This is a genomic window from Pseudomonas sp. TSO6, from assembly GCF_056098905.1.
Genome location: NZ_JBLZWV010000074.1, coordinates 13,054 through 30,228 on the forward strand (window position 1 = coordinate 13,054; position 17,175 = coordinate 30,228).

At 63.6% G+C, this 17,175-nt stretch carries 18 protein-coding genes; 11 read left to right on the forward strand and 7 right to left on the reverse strand.

All coding sequences use genetic code 11. The features are described from left to right. Positions 1 to 52: 52 nt before the first annotated feature. A complete protein-coding gene (locus ACN6NG_RS29270) occupies positions 53 to 910 on the reverse strand; it encodes an NAD-dependent epimerase/dehydratase family protein (RefSeq protein WP_063422521.1) in 858 nt (285 codons plus the stop codon). Between the two features lie 191 nt (positions 911 to 1,101). On the opposite strand from ACN6NG_RS29270, the gene exbB reads away from it, so the two are divergent. The 6 genes from exbB to ACN6NG_RS29300 all read left to right on the forward strand — a co-directional run bounded on the left by exbB (position 1,102) and on the right by ACN6NG_RS29300 (position 7,830). Continuing rightward, entirely contained in the window at positions 1,102 to 2,085 is a 984-nt protein-coding gene (exbB, locus tag ACN6NG_RS29275; RefSeq protein ID WP_474317447.1) for a tonB-system energizer ExbB, read from the forward strand. A 3-nt stretch (positions 2,086 to 2,088) separates the two neighbouring features. Then, positions 2,089 to 2,517: a TonB system transport protein ExbD gene (gene exbD, locus ACN6NG_RS29280; RefSeq protein ID WP_003253367.1), complete on the forward strand. Its 429-nt coding sequence runs from the start codon at positions 2,089 to 2,091 to the stop codon at positions 2,515 to 2,517. Then, the gene (locus tag ACN6NG_RS29285) at positions 2,514 to 3,245 is read left to right on the forward strand and encodes an energy transducer TonB (protein WP_016489831.1); all 732 of its coding nucleotides are present in this window, start codon (positions 2,514 to 2,516) and stop codon (positions 3,243 to 3,245) included. The genes exbD and ACN6NG_RS29285 overlap by 4 nt, the downstream gene beginning before the upstream one ends. A gap of 94 nt (positions 3,246 to 3,339) precedes the next feature. Then, complete coding sequence (locus tag ACN6NG_RS29290; protein ID WP_016502238.1) at positions 3,340 to 4,266, forward strand: hydrogen peroxide-inducible genes activator; 927 nt, start codon at positions 3,340 to 3,342, stop codon at positions 4,264 to 4,266. Between the two features lie 3 nt (positions 4,267 to 4,269). Then, on the forward strand, positions 4,270 to 6,348 hold the full coding sequence (gene recG, locus ACN6NG_RS29295) for an ATP-dependent DNA helicase RecG (protein ID WP_474317451.1): 2,079 nt from the start codon (positions 4,270 to 4,272) through the stop codon (positions 6,346 to 6,348). Positions 6,349 to 6,426: 78 nt separating this feature from the next. After that, on the forward strand, positions 6,427 to 7,830 hold the full coding sequence (locus ACN6NG_RS29300) for an aminoacyl-tRNA deacylase and HDOD domain-containing protein (protein WP_059394540.1): 1,404 nt from the start codon (positions 6,427 to 6,429) through the stop codon (positions 7,828 to 7,830). A 135-nt stretch (positions 7,831 to 7,965) separates the two neighbouring features. Here the strand turns inward: ACN6NG_RS29300 and ACN6NG_RS29305 are convergent, their stop codons facing one another. From ACN6NG_RS29305 to ACN6NG_RS29320, 4 genes are all read right to left on the reverse strand, one after another. Beyond that, positions 7,966 to 8,340, reverse strand: coding sequence for an SCP2 sterol-binding domain-containing protein (locus tag ACN6NG_RS29305; protein ID WP_016502241.1), 375 nt, complete (start codon positions 8,338 to 8,340; stop codon positions 7,966 to 7,968). A gap of 147 nt (positions 8,341 to 8,487) precedes the next feature. Beyond that, complete coding sequence (locus tag ACN6NG_RS29310) at positions 8,488 to 8,793, reverse strand: HU family DNA-binding protein (protein WP_063422523.1); 306 nt, start codon at positions 8,791 to 8,793, stop codon at positions 8,488 to 8,490. A 187-nt stretch (positions 8,794 to 8,980) separates the two neighbouring features. Then, the gene (locus ACN6NG_RS29315) at positions 8,981 to 10,129 is read right to left on the reverse strand and encodes an NAD(P)/FAD-dependent oxidoreductase (protein WP_063422525.1); all 1,149 of its coding nucleotides are present in this window, start codon (positions 10,127 to 10,129) and stop codon (positions 8,981 to 8,983) included. Positions 10,130 to 10,145: 16 nt separating this feature from the next. Next, entirely contained in the window at positions 10,146 to 10,313 is a 168-nt protein-coding gene (locus ACN6NG_RS29320) for a rubredoxin (protein WP_003253349.1), read from the reverse strand. 130 nt (positions 10,314 to 10,443) lie between these two features. Here ACN6NG_RS29320 and ACN6NG_RS29325 point away from each other — a divergent pair, with 130 nt between their 5' ends. Next, complete coding sequence (locus ACN6NG_RS29325) at positions 10,444 to 11,001, forward strand: chorismate--pyruvate lyase family protein (protein ID WP_084967337.1); 558 nt, start codon at positions 10,444 to 10,446, stop codon at positions 10,999 to 11,001. Further along, entirely contained in the window at positions 11,001 to 11,897 is an 897-nt protein-coding gene (gene ubiA, locus ACN6NG_RS29330) for a 4-hydroxybenzoate octaprenyltransferase (RefSeq protein ID WP_241800180.1), read from the forward strand. Before ACN6NG_RS29325 ends, ubiA begins: the two co-directional genes overlap by 1 nt. Positions 11,898 to 12,008: 111 nt before the next feature. Here the strand turns inward: ubiA and ACN6NG_RS29335 are convergent, their stop codons facing one another. Next, positions 12,009 to 12,377 (reverse strand): COG4315 family predicted lipoprotein, encoded by a 369-nt coding sequence (locus ACN6NG_RS29335; RefSeq protein ID WP_016502247.1) that lies wholly within the window; start codon positions 12,375 to 12,377, stop codon positions 12,009 to 12,011. A gap of 172 nt (positions 12,378 to 12,549) precedes the next feature. Between ACN6NG_RS29335 and phoB the strand changes: the two genes are divergently transcribed. The 3 genes from phoB (at position 12,550) to ACN6NG_RS29350 (ending at position 16,108) form a co-directional block, all read left to right on the forward strand. Continuing rightward, positions 12,550 to 13,239 carry a phosphate regulon transcriptional regulator PhoB gene (gene phoB / locus ACN6NG_RS29340; protein WP_003253341.1) on the forward strand — a complete coding sequence of 230 codons (690 nt, stop codon included), beginning with the start codon at positions 12,550 to 12,552 and terminating at the stop codon, positions 13,237 to 13,239. Positions 13,240 to 13,287: 48 nt separating this feature from the next. After that, entirely contained in the window at positions 13,288 to 14,595 is a 1,308-nt protein-coding gene (gene phoR, locus ACN6NG_RS29345; protein WP_063422528.1) for a phosphate regulon sensor histidine kinase PhoR, read from the forward strand. 172 nt (positions 14,596 to 14,767) lie between these two features. Beyond that, the gene (locus ACN6NG_RS29350) at positions 14,768 to 16,108 is read left to right on the forward strand and encodes a hemolysin family protein (protein ID WP_059394542.1); all 1,341 of its coding nucleotides are present in this window, start codon (positions 14,768 to 14,770) and stop codon (positions 16,106 to 16,108) included. 117 nt (positions 16,109 to 16,225) lie between these two features. On the opposite strand, the gene ACN6NG_RS29355 is transcribed toward ACN6NG_RS29350, so the two are convergent. Next, positions 16,226 to 17,122, reverse strand: coding sequence for a peptidoglycan DD-metalloendopeptidase family protein (locus tag ACN6NG_RS29355; protein ID WP_016502250.1), 897 nt, complete (start codon positions 17,120 to 17,122; stop codon positions 16,226 to 16,228). Positions 17,123 to 17,175 lie beyond the last annotated feature (53 nt).

Below are 17,175 nucleotides of genomic sequence, written 5' to 3' on the forward strand. Positions count from 1 at the left end.
CACTGAATGCACTGGACTCTTCGCGGGTTTACCCGCGAAGAGGCCGGTAAATTCAACGCCCTCCTTTCAGGATGGCTGCGTACCCTTCCTTGTAGCTTGGGTACACCGGCGCCCAGCCCAGCGCCCGGGCCCGGGCGTTGCTGCAGCGCTTGCTGCCGGTACGCCGCACCCGTTGTTCATCGGACCACTCGGTAACCCCCATGTATGCCCGCAGCCAGGCCACCACGTCAGCCAGCGGCGCCGGGTCGTCATCAACGCCAATGTAGTAGTCGTCCAGCACCTTGCCATCGGCATCGGCCTGCAGCAGGTGCGCCAACAGGCTGGCAGCATCCTCGGCATGAATACGGTTGCCATACAGCGGCGGCTCCTCGGCGACGCGGTAACCCTGGCGCACCTGGCTCAGCAGCCACTCGCGGCCTGGGCCGTAGATGCCCGTCAGGCGCACAACGCTCGCCGGGATACCACTGGCCAGCGCCAGCCGCTCAGCCTCCAGCATCACCCGCCCGGAATAACCTTCAGGCTCGGTGGCCGCGCCTTCCTCGATCCACTCGCCGTCCTTCTGCGCATACACACTGCTGCTGGAGACGAACAGCAGGCGACGGGGGCGCTGGCCTCGCTCGGCCAGCCAGGCCAGCACATGGCGCAAGCCATCCACATAGGCCGCCTGGTAACCGGCCTCGTCGTGCTGGCTGGCCGCCACGCAGTACACCAGGTAATCCAGCGGACCCTGTGGCCAGGCTTGCGGGATCGACGGTTCGGCCAGGTCCGCGGCAACCGGTTGAACGCCCGCAGGCAGCTGCCCGACAGCGCGGCGCAGGCCGCTTACCTGCCAGCCTTTGCCCAGCATTTGCAGGGCCAGACGCCCACCTACATCACCACAACCCACCACCATCACGGAAAGGTCTGACATCTCTGAACTCCCTAGACCAATTGATCAGCCCGGCCACGCTACACGATGGGCGGCTAGACCATAGGCGAAAAAAGCAACAAGATTACTTTTGTTAACAAGAATTACTTGCAATAATGGCCGCCAATTTGTTCTCGGCCTACCTCGAGGCCTTGGAGAACGCTCACTTTATTTCTTCATCAGGTCCGGCCAGCATGACACGTATTCAACCTTCCGCTTCGCCAACCCCGTCGCGCGCCTGGCGCGCCATCGCCGCGCTGACACTCAGCCTGGTGCTGGCCCCGGTGGCCATGGCCGATGAGCCAACCGCCAGCGCCGCCGCGCCTGCTGCTGCCACTGCCCCGGCCGCACCTGCTGCAGCCCCGGCTGCCGACGCGCAGTCGCCTGCTGCCAACGCCACTGCTGCCACCCCGGCCGATGCAACGCCCCCGGCAGACTCGAACGCTCAAGCCTTGGTAGAAGACACCTCGCTGGGCATGGCCCACGACCTGTCCCCATGGGGCATGTACAAGAACGCCGACATCGTGGTGAAGATCGTCATGATCGGCCTGGCCATCGCCTCCATCATCACCTGGACCATCTGGATCGCCAAAGGCTTCGAGCTGATGGGCGCCAAGCGTCGTCTGCGTGGTGAAATCGCCCAGCTGAAGAAGTCCACCACCCTGAAAGAAGCCAGTGACCTCTCCAACAAGGAAGGCACCCTGTCCCACACCTTGGTCCACGACGCCCTCGAGGAGATGCGCCTGTCGGCCAATGCCCGCGAAAAAGAAGGCATCAAGGAGCGCGTCAGCTTCCGCCTGGAGCGCCTGGTGCATGCCAGCGGTCGCACCATGAGCAGCGGCACCGGCGTACTCGCCACCATCGGTTCCACCGCGCCGTTCGTCGGTCTGTTCGGTACCGTATGGGGCATCATGAACAGCTTCATCGGCATCGCCAAGACCCAGACCACCAACCTGGCCGTAGTTGCCCCAGGTATCGCCGAAGCCCTGCTGGCCACCGCCCTGGGCCTGGTCGCTGCAATCCCGGCTGTAGTCATCTACAACGTCTTCGCCCGCTCTATCGCAGGCTACAAGGCCCAGGTGTCCGACGCCTCCGCCCAGGTACTGCTGCTGGTCAGCCGTGACCTGGACCACCAGGGCAGCGAGCGCGCTGCCCCGCACATGGTGAAAGTGGGGTAAGCCATGGGCCTGCATCTCAACGAAGGTGGCGACGACCTCGCCGAAAACCACGAAATCAACGTTACGCCGTTCATCGACGTGATGTTGGTGCTGCTGATCATCTTCATGGTCGCGGCCCCCTTGGCCACGGTCGACATCAAGGTCGACCTGCCCGCTTCAACCGCCAAACCGGCGCCGAGGCCCGAGAAACCGGTGTTCGTCAGCGTCAAGGCCGACCAGAAACTGTACGTCGGCGACGATCAGGTTGCTGCGCCCGACCAGCTTGGCCCGATGCTCGACGCCAAGACCAAGGGTGACAAGGAAACCACCATCTTCTTCCAGGCTGACAAAGGCGTGGATTACGGCGACCTGATGGAAGTGATGAACAACATGCGCGCGGCCGGCTACCTCAAGGTCGGTCTGGTAGGTCTAGAGACGGCAGCCAAGAAATGACGAAAACGCGCTCAAACATGGCGCGCTACGGTGGCAGCCTGGCGATCGTGCTGGGCGTGCACGTGGTCGCCGTGCTGCTGACGCTCAACTGGTCGGTGCCCCAGGCCATCGAACTGCCCCCGGCAGCGATGATGGTCGAGCTGGCACCGTTACCGGAGCCAGCGCCACCACCGCCACCGAAAGCGGCGCCACAGCCACCGGCACCGGTCGAAGAACCGCCACTGCCCAAGCTGGCCGAAGCCCCCAAGCCCAAGATCGCCATCCCCAAGCCGCCCAAGCCGAAGGCCAAGCCCCAGCCGCCGAAGCCCGAGAAAAAGCCTGAGCCGCCGAAGGAAGCGCCACCCACCGAGCAAACGGTAGACGCACCGCCAAGCAACACGCCACCGCAGAAGTCCGCGGCACCGGCGCCGAGCATTGCGTCCAACAGCAACGCCCTGCCAACCTGGCAGAGCGACCTGCTGCGCCACCTGGCGAAGTACAAGCGTTACCCGGAAGACGCGCGCCGTCGCGGCCTGCAAGGCATCAACCGCCTGCGCTTCGTGGTCGATGCCGAAGGCAAGGTGGTGTCGTACTCCATGGCTGGTGGTTCGGGCAGTGCTGCACTGGACCGGGCGACCCTGGAAATGATCCGTCGGGCCGGCACGGTACCCAAGCCGCCACCCGAGTTGCTGAACAATGGCACGATCGAAGTCGTGGCACCGTTCGTCTACTCGCTGGACCGCCGCTAAGACTTTTGCTTCTGTCACAAATCGGCAACTCTGATAACGTGCGTCTATCGATTGCAGCCGCTATGCTGGGCCCGCAACTTCATGGACGCACGTTATGACTCTCACCGAATTACGCTACATCGTCACACTCGCCCAGGAACAGCACTTCGGCCATGCCGCCGAACGCTGCCACGTGAGCCAGCCGACCCTGTCGGTCGGTGTGAAGAAGCTCGAGGACGAGCTTGGCGTTCTGATCTTCGAGCGCAGCAAAAGCGCGGTACGCCTGACCCCGGTCGGCGAAAGCATCGTCGCCCAGGCGCAGAAGGTACTGGAGCAGGCCCAAGGCATTCGCGAACTGGCCCAGGCTGGCAAGAACCAGCTGACCGCCCCGCTCAAGGTCGGTGCCATCTACACCGTCGGCCCCTACCTGTTCCCGCACCTGATCCCGCAACTGCACCGCGTAGCGCCGCAGATGCCGCTGTACATCGAAGAAAACTTCACCCACGTGCTACGTGAAAAGCTGCGTAACGGCGAGCTGGATGCAGTAATCATCGCCCTGCCGTTCAACGAAGCCGATGTGCTGACCCTGCCGCTGTACGATGAGCCGTTCTGCGCCCTGATGCCCGCCGACCACCCATGGACGGCAAAAAAGACCATCGACACCGCCATGCTCAACGACAAGAGCCTGTTGCTGCTCGGTGAGGGCCACTGTTTCCGCGACCAGGTACTGGAAGCCTGCCCGACCCTGAACAAGGGCGGCGAAGGTGCCAGGCACACCACGGTCGAATCCAGCTCGCTGGAAACCATTCGCCACATGGTGGCCTCGGGCCTTGGCGTGTCGATCCTGCCGCTGTCGGCGGTGCACAGCCATCATTACGCCCCTGGCATCATCGAAGTGCGCCCACTGACTGCACCGGCACCGTTCCGTACCGTGGCCATCGCCTGGCGCGCCAGCTTCCCGCGGCCGAAGGCCATCGAGATCCTCGCCGACTCGATCCGCCTGTGCTCGGTCGCCAAAGCCCCTGCGGAACAACCGGCCTGAGTCATGAGTGAGCTGTCGAAGGTCCCGGTCACGGTACTCAAGGGTGTTGGCGAGGCCATGGCGGAAAAACTCGCCAAGGTTGGCCTGGAGAACCTGCAGGATGTGCTGTTCCACCTGCCCATGCGCTACCAGGACCGCACCCGCGTGGTGCCGATCGGCCAACTGCGCCCCGGCCAGGATGCGGTTATCGAAGGTGTGGTCAGTGGTACCGACGTGACCATGGGCAAGCGCCGCAGCCTGGTGGTACGCCTGGGCGACGGCAGCGGCGTGCTGACCTTGCGCTTCTACCACTTCAGCAACGCGCAGAAGGAAGGCCTGAAACGTGGCACCCACCTGCGCTGCTACGGCGAAGCCCGCCCCGGCGCCTCGGGCCTGGAAATCTACCACCCGGAGTACCGCGCGCTGAACGGCGACGAGCCGCCGCCACCGGTCGAACAGACCCTGACGCCGATCTACCCGTCCACCGAAGGCCTCACCCAGCAACGCCTGCGCCTGTTGTGCCAGCAGAGCCTGGGCCTGCTTGGCCCGCGCAGCCTGCCCGACTGGCTGCCTGACGAGCTGGCCCGGGACTACCAATTGGCGCCGCTGGACGATGCCATCCGTTACCTGCACAACCCGCCAGCCGACGCCGACCTCGACGAACTTGCCGAAGGCCAGCACTGGGCCCAGCACCGCCTGGCCTTCGAAGAACTGCTGACCCACCAGCTGTCGCAGCAACGCCTGCGCGAGAGCCTGCGCAGCCTGCGGGCGCCGGTGCTGCCCAAGGCCACGCGGCTGCAGGCGCAGTACCTGGCCAACCTGGGCTTTCAGCCGACCGGCGCACAGCAGCGGGTGGCCAACGAAATTGCCTACGACCTCAGCCAGCACGAGCCGATGATGCGCCTGGTGCAGGGCGATGTCGGTGCCGGCAAGACCGTGGTCGCCGCCCTGGCAGCGCTGCAAGGGCTGGAAGCCGGCTATCAGGTGGCGCTGATGGCGCCCACCGAGATCCTCGCCGAACAGCACTTCATCACCTTCAAGCGCTGGCTCGAGCCGCTGGGCATTGAAGTGGCCTGGCTGGCCGGCAAGCTCAAGGGCAAGGCCCGGGCCAGCGCCCTGGAGCAGATTGCCAACGGTGCGCCGATGGTGGTCGGCACCCACGCGCTGTTCCAGGAAGAAGTGAAATTCAAGCACCTGGCCCTGGCGATCATTGACGAACAGCACCGTTTTGGCGTGCAGCAACGTCTGGCCCTGCGCAAGAAAGGCGTAGCCGGCCAGTTGTGCCCGCACCAGCTGATCATGACCGCCACGCCTATTCCGCGCACCCTGGCCATGAGTGCTTACGCCGACCTGGACACCTCGGTGCTCGACGAGTTGCCGCCTGGGCGCACCCCGGTAAACACCGTGCTGGTAGCCGACAGCCGACGCTTCGAGGTGGTCGAAAGGGTTCGCGCAGCCTGCGCCGAGGGGCGCCAGGCCTACTGGGTGTGCACCCTGATCGAAGAATCCGAAGAGCTGACCTGCCAGGCCGCCGAAAGCACGTATGAAGAACTCGGCAGCGCCTTGGGCGAACTGCGTGTGGGCCTGATCCACGGCCGTATGAAGCCGGCTGAAAAAGCCGAAATCATGGCGCAGTTCAAGGCAGGTGAATTGCAGCTGCTGGTCGCGACCACCGTCATCGAAGTAGGCGTGGACGTACCCAACGCCAGCCTGATGATCATCGAAAACCCCGAACGCCTGGGCCTGGCCCAGTTGCACCAGCTGCGCGGCCGCGTTGGCCGGGGCAGTGCCGTCAGCCATTGCGTGCTGTTGTACCACCCGCCGCTGTCGCAGATCGGCCGCGAACGCTTAGGGATCATGCGCGAGACCAACGACGGCTTCATCATTGCCGAGAAAGACCTCGAACTACGCGGCCCAGGCGAAATGCTGGGGACACGCCAGACCGGCCTGCTGCAATTCAAAGTCGCCGACCTGATGCGCGATGCCGACCTGTTACCGGCTGTGCGCGATGCCGCCCAGGCCCTGGTGGCCCGCTGGCCGGACCATGTCAGCCCGCTGCTCGACCGCTGGCTGCGCCATGGCCAGCAATATGGCCAAGTGTGACGCTAGTCCCAGAATGGATCCAGATTTGCTCGCAGGCTGGTTATACTTCGCGTTTAAAAGAATCAGTGGATACGGACCATGACTGAAGTTGCCCTGGACACCGCAACCCCACACGCCCCCTCTGTCATCAAGCTGCTGCTCGACAAGCTCGGCGTGGTCTACCGCGAGGTCGTCGAACACCCGCAGCTGCCTGCGGCTTCGCGGGTACAGGCGGTGCTTCTCGACGACGAGGTCGGCGCCCTCATGGTGCTGTTCCCGCAGAGCCAACTGCTGGACCTCAGCCGCCTGGCCGAGCTGACCGGGCGCAAGCTGACCGCAGTGTCGGTACCACGCCTCAAGCAAATGCTCGACAAACACCATCTCAAGGCCCTGCCCGGCATTCCCGCCCTGACCAGCTCACCGTGCCAGTACGAAAAGAGCCTGCTCAGCGCCGAGACCGTGTACATCCAGTCTGGCGAAAGCGGGCTGCTGCTGGAGATCGAGCGCGCCCACTTCAAGCGCATGCTGGCCAAGGCCAGCGAAAGCAGCTTCGGCCAGGAGATCGAGGCCATCAGCCCCAACCTCGACCGCCCCCATGACGACACCCAGGAAATCACCGATGCCGTTCAGGCCTTCACCGCCCGGCGCATCCAGAAGCGCCTGGAAGAAACCATCGAGATCCCGCCACTGGCCGATACCGCGCAGAAGATCATCAAGCTGCGGGTAGACCCCAACGCGAGCATCGATGACATCACCGGCGTGGTCGAAACCGACCCGGCGCTGGCGGCACAGGTGGTGAGCTGGGCCGCGTCGCCCTACTACGCTTCGCCGGGCAAGATCCGCTCGGTAGAAGACGCCATCGTGCGCGTGCTGGGCTTCGACCTGGTGATCAACCTGGCCCTGGGCCTGGCGCTGGGCAAGACCTTGAGCCTGCCGAAAGACCAGCCGCAGCAGGCCACACCCTACTGGCAGCAGTCGATCTACACTGCCGCGATCATCGAAGGCCTGACCCGCGCCATGCCTCGGGCAGAACGCCCCGAAGCCGGTCTGACCTACCTGGCCGGGCTGCTGCACAACTTCGGCTACCTGCTGCTGGCGCACGTGTTCCCGCCACACTTCTCGCTGATTTGCCGCCACCTGGAGGTCAACCCGCACCTGAACCACACCTATGTGGAACAGCACCTGCTGGGCATCAACCGCGAACAGATCGGTGCCTGGCTTATGAAGCTGTGGGACATGCCCGAAGAGCTGTCGACCGCGCTGCGCTTCCAGCACGACCCGGCCTACGACGGCGAGTTCTCGGCGTTCCCCAACCTGGTGTGCCTGGCCACCCGCCTGTTGCGCTCGCGGGGGATTGGCTCCGGGCCGCAGGAAGAGATTCCTGACGAGCTGTTGGAGCGCCTTGGGATTACCAGGGAAAAGGCCGAGGATGTGGTAAACAAGGTGCTCGAAGCCGAGAACCTGCTGCGCGAGCTGGCTTCGCAGTTTCAAGCACCGCACTGATATCGCGAGGGGCCGCTTTGCCGCCCAATCGCCGGCAAGCCAGCTTCCACATCGACCGCATTGGTCTCAAACCCTGTGCGGTACCTGTGGGAGCTGGCTTGCCGGCGAATGGACTGCGCAGCAGCCGCGGCAATTTCAGCCTTTCTTCTTCGGTTTCAGGTACTTCATCAGCCCCTGGAACCACATCACAAGCGCCGGGTTGCCCTTGATCTGGATGTTCTTGTCCTGAATCCCCTGCATGAACGCCAACTGCTTGTTGCCCGCCTGCATCGTGGCGTAGCCGTAGGCAGCGTCCTTGAAGGCGATGGCGAAGGCCGGCTGCGGATGTGCGCCGCCCTTGCTGCTGATGCGCTCGTTGTTGACGACGAAGTGCCGGGCAACCTTGCCGTCCAGGGTCTGCATCTGGAACACCAGGTCCTTGCCCTTGAGCTGCTGCTGGAATGCCGGGTTGTTACGGCTGGCCCTGGCCATCAAAAGCCCCATGGCCCAGAGAAGAAAGCGGAACTTCATCGACACGCCTCGATTGAAAAGTGACTAAGTTTCGCAGTTTATCCTCTTAACGACCTTTTTATGCAAGTTCGCAGCAGTTACCGCGTGTAAAGCACAACGGGCGCCATGAAGGCGCCCGTTCGGGATCAACGAATCGTCAGCAGAAGCTTACTTTTTCTTGGCGGCCTTGGCTGGCGGGGCCGGTGGATTGACGCTGTCCTTGAGGTTCTTGCCTGGCTTGAAGGCCACGGTATTGCTGGCTTTGATCTTTACCGGCTCACCCGTTTGCGGGTTTTTGCCGGTACGCGCGCCGCGATGACGTTTTTCGAAGGTGCCGAAACCGACCAGGGTCACCGTGTCCTTGTCCAGGGCACCGGTAATGCTGTCGAGAATCGCGTTCAACACCTGATTGGCCTTTTCCTTGGTCAGATCAGCCTTATCGGCGATGACGGCGGCGAGTTCTGGTTTGCGCATAGTGAAGCCTCTTTGACGGAATTCTTGTTGTTATGCCGTGCTGCCTTTGGGAGCAGCGCTCAAGGCACCGCAGGCTCTAATCTGCGGCAGACGGAAGTGAGAATGGCACGTGCTCAGGGGCCGCGCCAGTATCAGGCCGGCCATTGTGCAGGCAACAACAGGATAAATCCGACAGAACGCCCTCTATTTACGCCATTACCGGCGGTAACTGGCGATTCAGTGCCAGCTTCTCCATCACGGCAGCCCCGGTCAGGGCATAGCCCAGCAATGCGCCGTCAGCGGCGTGGCAGAGCACCTTGAGGTCACTGCCCTGCCCCTCCACTTGCCAAGTGCCCTCGTGGGCCAGGGGCGGCGGCGACACCACCAGCGGGCAGGCCGGGGTTTTCACGGTGATCGGCATCGGCCCGTAGGCAACCGCGGTCGGTTTGCCGGCCAGGGTTTGCGCCAGCGCCCGGGCACAGCTCATCAGCGGCATCACGTAGAGCAGGTTGATGCCATCGACCTCGGCACAGTCGCCGAGGGCGAAGATGTTGGCGTGAGAGGTACGCAGTTCGCGGTCTACGCTGACGCCACGATTGGTCTGCAAGCCGGCTGCGGCAGCCAGGTCGATACGTGGGCGCAGGCCGATGGCCGAAACCACCAGGTCGCAGGCGATCACACTGCCATCCGACAGGTGCGCCTCCAGACCCTGGGCCACCTGCTGCAGGCGGGTCAGCACCGGCCCCAGATGAAAGCGCACACCCAGGCCCTCCAGCCCGCCCTGCACCGCTGCCGCAGCGGCCGGGTGCAGCAGGGTCGGCATGATCTGTTCGCACGGCGCCACCACGTCGACCTGGAAGCCACCCAGGCTCATGTCGTTGGCGAATTCGCAGCCGATCAGGCCGGCACCGAGGATCAGCACACGTTGTTTGCCTACGGCGGCGGCACGGAAGCGTGCGTAATCTTCCAGGTCGTTGATCGGGAACACCAGATGGCTGCCATCGCCTTCGATCGGCACCTGCACGGTCTGCGCCCCCCAGGCCAGCACCAGGTCGCGGTACTCCACGGCCTCTTCGCCGATCCACAGGCGCTTGTGGCCAGGGTCGATGCCGCTGATGCGGGTATGGGTGCGGATCTCGGCGTTCAGTTGCTCGGCCATGACGCCCGGCTCGGCCATGCACAGGCCGTCGGCGTCCTTCTGCTTGGCAAAGCCCATGGAGAGCATGGGCTTGGAGTAGGAGCGACCATCGTCGGCGGTGATCAGCAGCAGCGGCGTCTGCGCATCGAGCTTGCGAAATTCACGGGCCAGGTTGTAGCCCGCCAGGCCGGTACCGATGATTACCACAGGGGACGTCATGTCGTGCTTTCCTCGATTAGCCGATGGAGATCATTTCAAAGTCGCTTTTGCCGACACCACAGTCGGGGCACAGCCAGTCTTCAGGCACATCTTCCCAACGGGTGCCGGGGGCGATGCCGTCGTCGGGCCAGCCTTCGGCTTCGTCGTAGATCAGGCCACAGACAATACATTGCCACTTTTTCATCAGGTCTTTTTCCTCGGTTCAGGCTGGGGGCTTTATCTGGCGGGTCTTCGCCCTGCTTCAGGCATTATGCAAGCAGTCGGGGCAATCATGCTAAGCTCGCCGCCTCATTGGTTGTAACAAGCAGACCGACGTGTCGTACGAATCCCCGCAAGCAGCCGCTGTCGCGTGGCTGCCGTATTCACAGCTGGCGACCGACTTCGACCAGCCTACCCTTGACTGGCTGTTCGACGAAGGCTCGCTGACCCGCCGCCTGACCCGCCTGTCTTCTGATCACTTCTCTGTTACCCCGCTGTTCGAGGGCTGGCAAGCGCTGCGCGAGGATGAATGCCAGGCGTTGGGCATTGCTGCCGGCAGCGAAGGCTGGGTGCGCGAGGTGTACCTGCGCGGCCATGGCCAGCCTTGGGTGTTCGCCCGCAGTGTGGCCAGCCGCAGCGCCCTGGAGCGCGGCGGACTGGACCTGGAAACCCTCGGCAGCCGCTCGCTGGGCGAGTTGCTGTTCTGCGACCAGGCGTTCATCCGCCACCCGATCGAAGTGTGCAGTTATCCACAGGCCTGGCTACCGCCCGACGCAGCCCATGCAGCCCTGTGGGGCCGTCGCTCGCGCTTTGAACGAGGCGGCCTGGAGCTGCTGGTGGCAGAAGTGTTTCTGCCGGCATTGTGGCAAGCGGCCAGGGAGGAAAACCGCTGATGTACCTGCAACTGCTCAAGTCGCTGAACCGCCTGCACCCGCGGGCCTGGGACTTCGTCCAGCTCAGCCGCATGGACCGCCCGATCGGTATCTATCTGCTGCTGTGGCCAACCCTGTCGGCGGTGTGGATTGCCGGCAACGGTTCTCCCACCGTGGCCAACGTGCTGATCTTCGGCCTTGGCGTGGTGCTGATGCGGGCCGCGGGCTGCTGCATCAACGACTTTGCCGACCGCAAGGTGGACGGCCACGTCAAACGCACCGCCGACCGGCCGTTGGCCAGCGGCAGGGTCAAGCCGCGCGAGGCGCTGGCACTGTTTGCGATTCTGGTCGCGGTAAGCTTCCTGCTGGTGCTGTGCACCAACAGCCGCACGGTGTGGCTGTCGTTCGGCGCAGTGGCGCTGGCGTCCTGCTACCCGTTCATGAAGCGCTACACCTATTACCCACAGGTGGTGCTGGGGGCGGCGTATTCCTGGGGCATCCCCATGGCCTTCACTGCCGCGGGCGGCGAGCTGCCGGCCAGCGCCTGGCTGCTGTACATCGCTAACCTGCTGTGGACGGTGGGTTACGACACCTATTACGCCATGGTCGACCGCGATGACGACCTGAAGATCGGCGTGAAGTCGACCGCCATTCTGTTCGGCGAGGCCGACCGCTCCATCATCCTCACCTTGCAGCTGCTGTCGCTGGGCTGCCTGTTGCTGGCGGGTAGCCGCTTCGAGCTGGGGGGCTGGTTCCACCTGGGGTTGCTGGGCGCTGCGGCGTGCTTTGCCTGGGAGTACTGGTCGACGCGCAAGCTGGACCGCGAGTCGTGCTTCAAGGCGTTTTTGCACAACCACTGGGCGGGGTTGCTGGTGTTCATCGGGGTAGTGCTGGACTACACACTGCGTCAAGGCTGATGGCCCTGTCGCCGGCAAGCCAGCTCCCACAGGTACAGCGCTGCCTGCGAGGCCTGCACAATTGTGGGAGCTGGCTTGCCGGCGATGGGCCGCACAGCGGCCACGGCAATCTCAAGGCTTGGCGATATGCCAGACGTCTTTCACGCCGTCACCGGTCTTGTCCCCGGCCTTCTTGTCCTTGATGAAGGTATACAGCGGCTTGCCGTCGTAGGCCCACTGCATCGAGCCGTCGTCACGCTTGATCTGCGTCCACTTGCCATCGGCCTTTTCGCCATCCATTACCTTCAATGGCGGCCAGTTGGTGGCGCAATCGCCATTGCACATCGACTTGCCGCCCGCGTCCTTGTCAAAGGTGTACAGGGTCATGCCGGCATGATCGACCCACATGCCGTCCTTCTCCATGGCATGGTGGGCCGACGCCACCCCCGGGAGCGCCAGCGCAGTGAAAAGGGCCATCCAGCTCAGCGTTTGTCGTGTCATTGGATTCACCATTGTTTCGGGGGAAATTGGGTTCAGGTGCCACAATTGCGGCTCTTTCAAGCCTAGTTCAGTCACGCAATGTCGCCAGAACGGCCAACACCCTGTCACACAGCTGCAATAATTCCGTTATCTAATGCGGGCCAAGACACCGAATCCAGGAGAGGTTTTGAGCATGGTTGGCAGGAACATTCTGATCGTCGACGACGAAGCGCCCATTCGCGAGATGATCGCCGTTGCCCTGGAAATGGCCGGCTATGACTGCCTGGAAGCGGAAAACTCCCAACAGGCCCACGCGATCATCGTCGACCGCAAACCGGACCTGATCCTGCTCGACTGGATGTTGCCCGGCACCTCCGGTATCGAACTGGCCCGCCGCCTGAAGCGTGATGAGCTGACGGGCGACATCCCGATCATCATGCTCACCGCCAAGGGTGAAGAGGACAACAAGATCCAGGGCCTGGAAGTGGGCGCTGACGACTACATCACCAAGCCGTTCTCGCCGCGTGAGCTGGTAGCGCGCCTGAAAGCCGTGCTGCGTCGTACCGGCCCGAGCGACAGCGAAGCACCGATCGAAGTCGGCGGCCTGCTGCTCGACCCGATCAGCCACCGCGTCACCATCGACGGCAAGCCCGCCGAGATGGGCCCCACCGAATACCGCCTGTTGCAGTTCTTCATGACCCACCAGGAGCGCGCCTACACCCGTGGCCAGTTGCTGGACCAGGTGTGGGGCGGCAACGTCTATGTCGAGGAACGCACGGTCGACGTGCACATCCGTCGTCTGCGCAAGGCGCTGGGTGAAGCCTACGAAAATCTGGTACAAACCGTCCGGGGCACTGGCTACCGCTTCTCGACCAAGAGCTGATCGAGCTCCAGAGCGCCAAGCTGCACGTCGTTGTACAAGGACCGTCAATTGAACCAGAACTGGCACGCAACCCTGATTCGCCATCTGTTGTTGCTGATTACCGTCTGCCTGATCGGCGGGCTGGTCAGCGGCTACTATGGCTGGAGCCTGGCCATTGGCCTGGCGCTCTACCTGGGCTGGACCCTCAAGCAACTGCTGCGCCTGCACGACTGGCTGCGCAACCACCAGCCCGATGAAGCACCGCCCGATGGTTACGGCCTGTGGGGCGAGGTGTTCGACAGCATTTACCATCTGCAACGCCGCGACCAGCGCGTACGTGGCCGCCTGCAGGCAGTGATCGACCGGGTACAGGAGTCTACCGCCGCGCTGCGCGACGCGGTGATCATGCTCGACAGCGACGGCAACCTGGAATGGTGGAACCGTGCCGCCGAAACCCTGCTGGGCTTCAAGACCCCACAGGACGGTGGCCAGCAGGTCACCAACCTGGTGCGCCACCCACGCTTCAAGGAATACTTCGAGGCGGAGAACTACCTCGAACCGCTGGAAATCCCCTCGCCCATCAACGACCGCATGCGCGTGCAGTTGCACATCACCCGGTACGGCAACAACGAACACCTGATGCTGGTGCGCGATGTCACCCGCATCCACCAGCTGGAACAGATGCGCAAGGACTTCGTCGCCAACGTGTCCCACGAACTGCGCACACCACTGACGGTGATCACGGGTTACCTTGAAACCCTGCTGGACAACGTCGAGGATGTGAACCCGCGCTGGACCCGCGCCCTGCAGCAGATGAGCCAGCAAGGTTCGCGCATGCAGACGCTGCTCAACGACCTGCTGCTGCTGGCCAAGCTGGAAGCCACCGATTACCCGTCGGACAACCAGCCGGTGGCGGTCGAAGCCCTGCTCGCCGCGATCAAGAACGACGCCCAGGCCCTGTCTGGGCCACGCAACCAGCGCATCACCCTCGAAGCCGCGCCCGGCGTCAAGCTGAAGGGCAGCGAGTCGGAACTGCGCAGCGCCTTTTCCAACCTGGTGTTCAACGCGGTGAAGTACACCCAGGACGAGGGCAACATCCGCATCCGCTGGTGGGCCGATGCACAGGGTGCGCACTTGTCTGTGCAAGACTCGGGGGTGGGCATCGACGCCAAGCACTTGCCGCGCCTGACCGAACGCTTTTACCGGGTGGACTCCAGCCGTGCGTCGAATACCGGTGGCACCGGGCTGGGGCTGGCGATCGTCAAGCATGTGCTGATGCGCCACCGCGGCAAGCTGGACATCAGCAGCGTGCCGGGCCATGGCAGCACCTTTACCTGTCACTTTGCGCCAGCACAACTGGTCAACGAAAAGGCTTGAAACCGGGGCCCCTGCGCAGCCCTTCGCGGGCACGCCCGCGCCCACAGGGACCGCAATAAGCCCGCTACCCTTTGCTTTTACGGCCCCAGCCGCTACATTGGATCCCCTGTGCCAGCTAGAGCTGGCACTTTTTTTCTCCCAATCTCAAGACGGACCCCGTAAAAACTCCATCATGGACCCTTCCCCTGGTATCAGCGTCACCTCGTTATTCGCCGATTTCGGCATGATCATCTTTGCCTTGCTGCTGGTGCTGCTCAACGGCTTCTTCGTTGCCGCCGAGTTCGCCATGGTCAAGCTGCGCGCCACCCGCGTGGAGTCCATCGCTGAGCAACATGGCTGGCGCGGCAATATCCTGCGCAAGGTACACAACCAGCTCGACGCCTACCTGTCGGCGTGCCAGCTGGGCATCACCCTCGCCTCCCTGGGCCTGGGCTGGGTCGGCGAGCCAGCCTTTGCCCACTTGCTCGAGCCCCTGCTCGCGTACTTCGGGGTGGACTCGCCCGAACTGATCAAAGGCGTCTCGTTCTTCGTCGCGTTCTTTGTCATTTCCTACCTGCACATCGTGGTCGGTGAGCTGGCGCCCAAGTCCTGGGCCATCCGCAAGCCCGAGCTGCTGTCGCTGTGGACGGCCGTGCCGCTGTACCTGTTCTACTGGGCGATGTACCCGGCCATCTACCTGCTCAATGCCAGCGCCAACACCATCCTGCGCATTGCCGGCCAGGGCGAACCGGGCCCGCACCACGAACACCACTACAGCCGTGAAGAGCTGAAGCTGATCCTGCACTCCAGCCGTGGCCAGGACCCGAGCGACCAAGGCATGCGTGTGCTCGCCTCGGCCGTGGAAATGGGCGAGCTGGAAGTGGTCGACTGGGCCAACTCGCGTGAAGACATGGTCAGCATCGATGCCCATGCGCCGCTGAAGCAGATCCTGGCTTTGATACGTCGCCACAAATTCAGCCGCTACCCGGTGTACGACGCCGAGCGTGAAGAATTCACCGGCCTGCTGCACATCAAGGACTTGCTGCTGGAGCTTGCCGAGCTGGAGCACTTGCCCGAAACCATCGACCTGGACGACCTCGCCCGGCCGCTGGAGCGCGTATCGCGGCACATGCCGCTGTCGCAACTGCTGGAGCAGTTCCGCAAGGGCGGCGCGCATTTCGTGCTGGTGGAGGAAGCCGACGGCAAGGTCATCGGCTACCTGACCATGGAAGACGTGCTGGAAGTGCTGGTGGGCGATATCCAGGACGAGCACCGCAAGACCGAGCGCGGCATCCTCGCCTATCAGCCGGGCAAGCTGCTGGTGCGGGGTGATACGCCGCTGTTCAAGGTGGAGCGCCTGCTGGGCATCGACCTTGATCACATCGAGGCGGAAACCTTGGCGGGGCTGATCTACGAGACGCTCAAGCGCGTGCCTGAAGAAGAGGAAGTGCTGGAGGTCGAAGGGCTGCGCATCATCATCAAGAAGATGAAAGGGCCCAAGATCGTGCTGGCCAAGGTGCTCAAGCTCGATTGAGGGGTATGGGGCTGCTGCGCAGCCCATCGCGGCACAAGGCCGCTCCTACAGGGGTTCGCGTAATCCTGTAGGAGCGGCCTTGTGCCGCGAAAGGGCCGCAAAGCGGCCCCAAAAATCTCAAGGGTTACCCGCAGTAAAGTCGGGCAACCCGCTGATCGGCCGGTCGAACCGGTAAGGTATCGACTCCAGCGCCAACCCCACATTGCGCTGCACCACGAAATGCAGGTGCGGGCCTGTGCTGTTGCCGGTATTGCCCGACTTGGCCAGCATCTGCCCCTGGCGTACCCGTTGCCCCTCCGCCACCACCACCGAACCACGCATCAGGTGCAGGTACACACCCATGGTGCCGTCGGGGTGCAGGATCCTGACAAAGTTACCCGAGGGGTTGGGCGCGCGCCCGCTCTGGCTGTTTTCCGTCTTCACCACCACGCCCTCGCGCGCCGCGATGATGGTAGTGCCTTCGGGCATGGCGATATCCATGGCGTAGCGCCCCTTGGGCCCAAAATGGCTGACTCGGCCGTTAGGGCCCTGGGTGACGCGGAACGGCCCACCGACCCAGGGGAACGCATACCGGAAGCCCTGGGGCCGCTTGCCCGGGTCACCCATGGCCTGCAGCAGGGTCGAACGGTAGTTCAGCAACAGCCCGGGCCGCCCCCTGAGCACGCTGAGCATTTGCGTGGTGCGCGGCGGCAGCAGCCGGCGCACGATACGCGGGGCATCGCCGCCTTGCGCGTTTACCAGGTTGTCCAGGCGCAATTCGACCTCTACCGGCACATGCAGCTCGTTGCGTGCGGAAAAGCTCACGCCGCCGTCGAAGGTTTTCGCGTTCAGCAGCACTTGGCCTTCGAGGGTTTCGACCATGGGCTCGCGCAGCACCAAGGGCTTGGCGCCCGGGCCTGGCCGGTCGGAATATGAGATGACACCGAAGTCGTCGGTGATCTTGTAGAGCGTCACACCCAGGCTCGACGCCGAGGCCATGAGCAATGCACAGAACAGCAGCAGGCGGGCGGGCATGATAGTGGCTTTTTGACAGTTATGATCTGTCGAAGCCTAGCAGCGGGTTTTGT

What these genes read in the sequence shown, in the direction of transcription:
- ACN6NG_RS29270 (WP_063422521.1), bottom strand. Translation starts at nt 910, where the DNA reads ATGTCAGACCTTTCCGTGATGGTGGTGGGTTGTGGTGATGTAGGTGGG.
- exbB (WP_474317447.1), top strand. Translation starts at nt 1,102, where the DNA reads ATGACACGTATTCAACCTTCCGCTTCGCCAACCCCGTCGCGCGCCTGG.
- exbD (WP_003253367.1), top strand. Translation starts at nt 2,089, where the DNA reads ATGGGCCTGCATCTCAACGAAGGTGGCGACGACCTCGCCGAAAACCAC.
- ACN6NG_RS29285 (WP_016489831.1), top strand. Translation starts at nt 2,514, where the DNA reads ATGACGAAAACGCGCTCAAACATGGCGCGCTACGGTGGCAGCCTGGCG.
- ACN6NG_RS29290 (WP_016502238.1), top strand. Translation starts at nt 3,340, where the DNA reads ATGACTCTCACCGAATTACGCTACATCGTCACACTCGCCCAGGAACAG.
- recG (WP_474317451.1), top strand. Translation starts at nt 4,270, where the DNA reads ATGAGTGAGCTGTCGAAGGTCCCGGTCACGGTACTCAAGGGTGTTGGC.
- ACN6NG_RS29300 (WP_059394540.1), top strand. Translation starts at nt 6,427, where the DNA reads ATGACTGAAGTTGCCCTGGACACCGCAACCCCACACGCCCCCTCTGTC.
- ACN6NG_RS29305 (WP_016502241.1), bottom strand. Translation starts at nt 8,340, where the DNA reads ATGAAGTTCCGCTTTCTTCTCTGGGCCATGGGGCTTTTGATGGCCAGG.
- ACN6NG_RS29310 (WP_063422523.1), bottom strand. Translation starts at nt 8,793, where the DNA reads ATGCGCAAACCAGAACTCGCCGCCGTCATCGCCGATAAGGCTGATCTG.
- ACN6NG_RS29315 (WP_063422525.1), bottom strand. Translation starts at nt 10,129, where the DNA reads ATGACGTCCCCTGTGGTAATCATCGGTACCGGCCTGGCGGGCTACAAC.
- ACN6NG_RS29320 (WP_003253349.1), bottom strand. Translation starts at nt 10,313, where the DNA reads ATGAAAAAGTGGCAATGTATTGTCTGTGGCCTGATCTACGACGAAGCC.
- ubiA (WP_241800180.1), top strand. Translation starts at nt 11,001, where the DNA reads ATGTACCTGCAACTGCTCAAGTCGCTGAACCGCCTGCACCCGCGGGCC.
- ACN6NG_RS29335 (WP_016502247.1), bottom strand. Translation starts at nt 12,377, where the DNA reads ATGACACGACAAACGCTGAGCTGGATGGCCCTTTTCACTGCGCTGGCG.
- phoB (WP_003253341.1), top strand. Translation starts at nt 12,550, where the DNA reads ATGGTTGGCAGGAACATTCTGATCGTCGACGACGAAGCGCCCATTCGC.
- ACN6NG_RS29350 (WP_059394542.1), top strand. Translation starts at nt 14,768, where the DNA reads ATGGACCCTTCCCCTGGTATCAGCGTCACCTCGTTATTCGCCGATTTC.
- ACN6NG_RS29355 (WP_016502250.1), bottom strand. Translation starts at nt 17,122, where the DNA reads ATGCCCGCCCGCCTGCTGCTGTTCTGTGCATTGCTCATGGCCTCGGCG.